General features: G+C 64.0%; 5 protein-coding genes. 1 reads left to right on the forward strand and 4 read right to left on the reverse strand.

From position 1 onward, the window contains the following. The 3 genes from ACIQ42_RS16645 to ACIQ42_RS16655 form a co-directional block, all read right to left on the reverse strand. Positions 1 to 230 (reverse strand): hypothetical protein (locus ACIQ42_RS16645; protein ID WP_397423360.1); only part of this gene is annotated, 230 nt, incomplete at its 3' end. A 566-nt stretch (positions 231 to 796) separates the two neighbouring features. Beyond that, positions 797 to 1,771, reverse strand: coding sequence for a hypothetical protein (locus ACIQ42_RS16650; RefSeq protein WP_397423361.1), 975 nt, complete (start codon positions 1,769 to 1,771; stop codon positions 797 to 799). A 1-nt stretch (position 1,772) separates the two neighbouring features. Then, on the reverse strand, positions 1,773 to 2,108 hold the full coding sequence (locus ACIQ42_RS16655; protein WP_397423362.1) for a PadR family transcriptional regulator: 336 nt from the start codon (positions 2,106 to 2,108) through the stop codon (positions 1,773 to 1,775). 123 nt (positions 2,109 to 2,231) lie between these two features. Here ACIQ42_RS16655 and ACIQ42_RS16660 point away from each other — a divergent pair, with 123 nt between their 5' ends. Further along, the gene (locus ACIQ42_RS16660) at positions 2,232 to 3,149 is read left to right on the forward strand and encodes an alpha/beta fold hydrolase (protein WP_397423363.1); all 918 of its coding nucleotides are present in this window, start codon (positions 2,232 to 2,234) and stop codon (positions 3,147 to 3,149) included. Between the two features lie 7 nt (positions 3,150 to 3,156). Here the strand turns inward: ACIQ42_RS16660 and ACIQ42_RS16665 are convergent. Further along, positions 3,157 to 4,126 (reverse strand): NAD(P)H-dependent flavin oxidoreductase (locus tag ACIQ42_RS16665; protein ID WP_397423364.1); only part of this gene is annotated, 970 nt, incomplete at its 5' end.

Consider the following 4,126-nt stretch of genomic DNA (forward strand, 5'->3'; position numbering starts at 1 on the left):
CGGATCGCCACGATCTGTGCGTCAGCACCGGCGCGGAAGCCGTACTGCTCCAGACCCACGCGAAGCCCCCGCCCCTGAGCCTCCAGGTGCGAGCCGGTGTAGCCCGTGGCCGCAGCCTCGGCCATGCGAATGGCTTCAGCACGCTCGGCGATGCGGCCGCTCATGCCGGCCATCAGATAGGTGGCGCCGAGGAACAGGCCCATGCCCGATCCCCACAGTGCGGCGCTCAACAGCCCACGCCTGTCGGCATGCGCTTGCGTTCCATAATTCAAAACGGGACGGTCCTCAGTGGCGAGGGCGAACTTGCCCCCCAACTTTTGTCGCCGCGCTCGCCCCTGCTCATGCTGGTAGCGACCGCCGGCAGGCCTACCCCGAGTTCCGTTGGTGGGGGGAGGCGACGGCAAATGGTCGAGGGTATATGAATGCCCAAGGCACGAATGGCAACAGGTTTTTGCGACGCAGCATTAACGCGCCGATGCCGCCTGATGCATGAAAGATCCGCTGATCAGTCACAAGACGCTGACTTATCAGCGCAATTCATGGCGACTAGGCCCGCGGAAAATCTAGTCTTCCGTTAGGCAAGAAACCCTTGGAAACCATATCGATTTACTCTGTTCGCACCCGCACAAAGCTTCACCGTGGCCATGCGAGCAGGTGACAGACGCATCTGGCGCAGGTCTTGCTCCGTACCTGCCGCAGGGAGCAACGGGAGCGTGCGCAAAATGCGCCATCTAATTCTATCCATGGCAACACTGGTGGGCGTCCTGCTGGTCGCGGCAAACGCCGCCCACACCCTCTAGGCCCGCCGCGCCGCAGACGACGCGAAAGCGCGGTCCGGCTGACGTAGTCTCCAGAGGCTCACGCCAGCGAGGGTCACGTAGACCAGGATCGCGCCGGCGATCGCGATCGCCATGCCCCTGTCAAAGTTGGCCTGGGTCTTCGCCAGCTCCGCCGCCGGCAAGGTCGCGGAACTGACGACGACCCAGTGTCCGGCCTGATAGATCCCGCACAGCATGGCCGCGGCGACCAGGCTACGGATCGCGAGCAGGGATTCCACCAGCCGGGCCTGCCCCGGGCGCAGCAGCGCCAGAAGGTTCGCCGCGAGCTCGTAGGCCGAGAAAATCAGGATCGGCCAGAACCAGTGAGTCCAGACCTGCGCCATATCCAGCCGCAGGGCATGGTCAGGCAACAAGTTACGGAACTGGATGAAGCCAATCCACCAGAGGATGAACACGACGCCCACGCCGATCTCGAGACCGGCCTCGAACGGCGAGACGCTTCGTCCGCTGGCGGGAGGCAGCTGCCCGGGCTTCCATCGGTTCAGGATAGTCGTCTTTCCGAACCTTTCCATCAAGGCGAAAACCAGCGTCACCGCACCCAGCGTGAGCAGCAGGGTCGCCGTGAGCGTCGGCGTGGTCCGATCTCCGATCAGTTCGGTGTCTTCCCCGCCTACGGCCGTGAGTACCGCCAGCACCACATAGATGCCCAAGACAACCGCCAGTGACATCTTCAAGGCGGCCCACCAGAACGGAAACACCTCGGGGCCGATCAGGTGCTGGGTCTTGCGATATCGCCCGGCCACAGTCAGCGGATGACCGAACCGGATCAGCATCGCCTCCAGCTCCTCCTGCGTTTGCGGCCGTCCCAGTCGGCCTTCCTCGTCTTCCACCTGCGACAGGAGAACGTCGCGCAACTCGGCGCAGACGTCGGCTTTCTGGGCGTCGGACAGTTGGCGGGCGATGGCGCCCAGGTAGCGTTCGATAAGGTCCATTTCAGGTCCCCAGAATCCCGTCGAGGGATTGGTTGAGCGCCCGCCACTCGACGATCAGGCGGGCAAGTGTTTCGGTTCCAAGGGGCGACAGCTGATAGAAGCGTTTGTTTCGCTTCTCCTCTTCCCGCCATTCGCTGGTCAGCAGCCCCTGGGTCTCCAGGCGACGAAGCATCGGATAGAGGGCGCCTTCGTCGATCTCGACACCCGTATCGGCGAGGGCTTTTCGAAGGGTGTAGCCATAGTGCTCGGCGCGCAGTTGTCCGAGCACAGCCAGGATCAGGGATCCACGGCGCAATTCCTGCCGCAGGCCTTCGAAGATTTCGGTGTCGTTCGCCATCTTCCTATGCGACATACACTGTGTGTCAAATAGTGTCTAGCGCACAGTGTATTGTGAAACTTCCACGCCTTCGCCGGGCTTGGGCGGCGTGCTAGGTACGGCGAAATCAAAGGGGAAGCGGCAATGTTGCGCACGATGATGGGTCTTCTGGCGGCCTTGGCCATCGGCTCGGCGGCCCACGCCAAACCGCAGGATATGTACGCCACCAACAATGGCGTGAAGATCCACTATGTGGTCGACGGCAAGGGTCCGCTGGTGGTGATGGTCCACGGTTTCCCCGACTACTGGGGCACCTGGAAGTCGCTGATGGCCGAGCTGAACAAGGCCGGCTATCGCACCGCCGCGATGGACACCCGGGGCTATAATCTCTCCGACAAGCCCGAGGGCGAGGCCGCCTATGCCATGCCCAATCTGATCGGCGACGTGGCCGCCGTGATCGCGGCAGAGGGTCAGAAGAACGCCATCATCGTCGGCCACGACTGGGGTGCCGCCATCTCCTGGCAGGTGGTTTTCAACCGGCCGGACCTCGTCAACAAGCTGGTGATCATGAGTGTGCCCCACCCCGTCGGCTTCGCCCGCGAGATGGCCACCAATGTCGATCAGCAGAAGAACAGCCAATACGCCCGCAATTTCCAGCAACCTGGCTTCGAGAAGAACCTGTCGGCGGCGGGCCTGGCCAGCATGGTCGCCGGCGTCAAGGACACGCCCCGCAAGGCAGAGTATCTCGAGGCGTTCCAGCGATCGAACCTGACCTCGATGATGAACTACTACCGCGCCAACTATCCGCGCGGGACCGGTGACGCCGTCGCCACGCCCTCGGGCATCACCGCCGCCAGTCCGCCGATGATCAAGGTTCCGGTGCTGGTGATTCACGGCATGAAGGACACGGCGCTGAATGCCGCAGGCCACGCGGGCACCTGGAACTATGTGTCCGAGGACACCACCATCCTGATGATCCCGAACGCCGGCCATTTCGTGCAGCACGACGCCGAGGGGCTGGTGAACAAGACGATCCGTAGCTGGTTGAACGACCGGCGATAGGCGCGGTTCAGGCGGGAGACCCGACCCGTCCGTACCTGGCACCCAGCTCCGTCATCACCGTCTCGAACTCCGCGATCGTCTCGCTGAGAATCTGCGCCACCGGCTTAACGGAATCGATCCGCCCGGCGACCTGGCCGGTCAGGGCGATGGCGGCTTCCATGTCGCCGCCGAAGTAGAGCTGCAGGGCGTTCGCCATCTCACCCATGATGTTGGCCGGCGGCTCCAGTTCGAACCGTGTGGTCTTTTCGGTTCGCAACGCCCTGAGCGCCGGGCCGGGGCCGTGGCGGTTGAGGAACACCGTGTCGGTTTCCCTGGCGCCAACGATGCTGTCCTTCCAGTTCTGGTGAACCGGGCTCTCGGCGGCCGAGACCATGCGCGTACCCATCTGCACGCCCTCGGCGCCCAGGGCGAAGGCGGCGGCCATGCTGCGACCATCGGTGATACCACCCGCCGCGATGATAGGCAGATCGGTCCGGGAACGCACCAGCGGCAACAGCACCATGGTGGCCACATCACGGCCGTTCTTGAACCCACCGCCCTCGCCGCCCTCGACCACCAGCCCGTCGACGCCCGCCTCGATGGCCTTCTGCGCCGCCGCCATAGACGGCACCACGTGGAACACGGTGAGGCCCGCGCCCTTCAGCGCCTCGCAGTAGCGGTTGGGGTCGCCCGCCGAGGTGGTGACGAACTTGACGCCCTGATCGGCCACGAACTTGACGATGTCCGGGTCGCGCACAAACGCCTGGGCGACATTGATGCCCCACGGCTTGTCGGTAAGGGTGCGCATCTTCTTCACCTCCTCACGCACCTCGTCGAGGCGGCCGGAGGACGTTTCGATTACGCCAAAGCCGCCCGCGTTGGACACGGCGCTGGCCAGCTGCGCCCGAGCGATCCAGCCCATCGGCGCCTGGACGATGGGGTATTTCACGCCGAGCAGATCGGTGATGCGGTTCTTCATGTCTGGCTCCCTGAGGGGG

Source organism: Phenylobacterium sp., assembly GCF_044372605.1.
Lineage (GTDB): Bacteria > Pseudomonadota > Alphaproteobacteria > Caulobacterales > Caulobacteraceae > Phenylobacterium.

Coding starts and splice junctions, on each gene's coding strand:
- ACIQ42_RS16650 (WP_397423361.1), bottom strand. CDS start 1,771: ATGGACCTTATCGAACGCTACCTGGGCGCCATCGCCCGCCAACTGTCC.
- ACIQ42_RS16655 (WP_397423362.1), bottom strand. CDS start 2,108: ATGGCGAACGACACCGAAATCTTCGAAGGCCTGCGGCAGGAATTGCGC.
- ACIQ42_RS16660 (WP_397423363.1), top strand. CDS start 2,232: ATGTTGCGCACGATGATGGGTCTTCTGGCGGCCTTGGCCATCGGCTCG.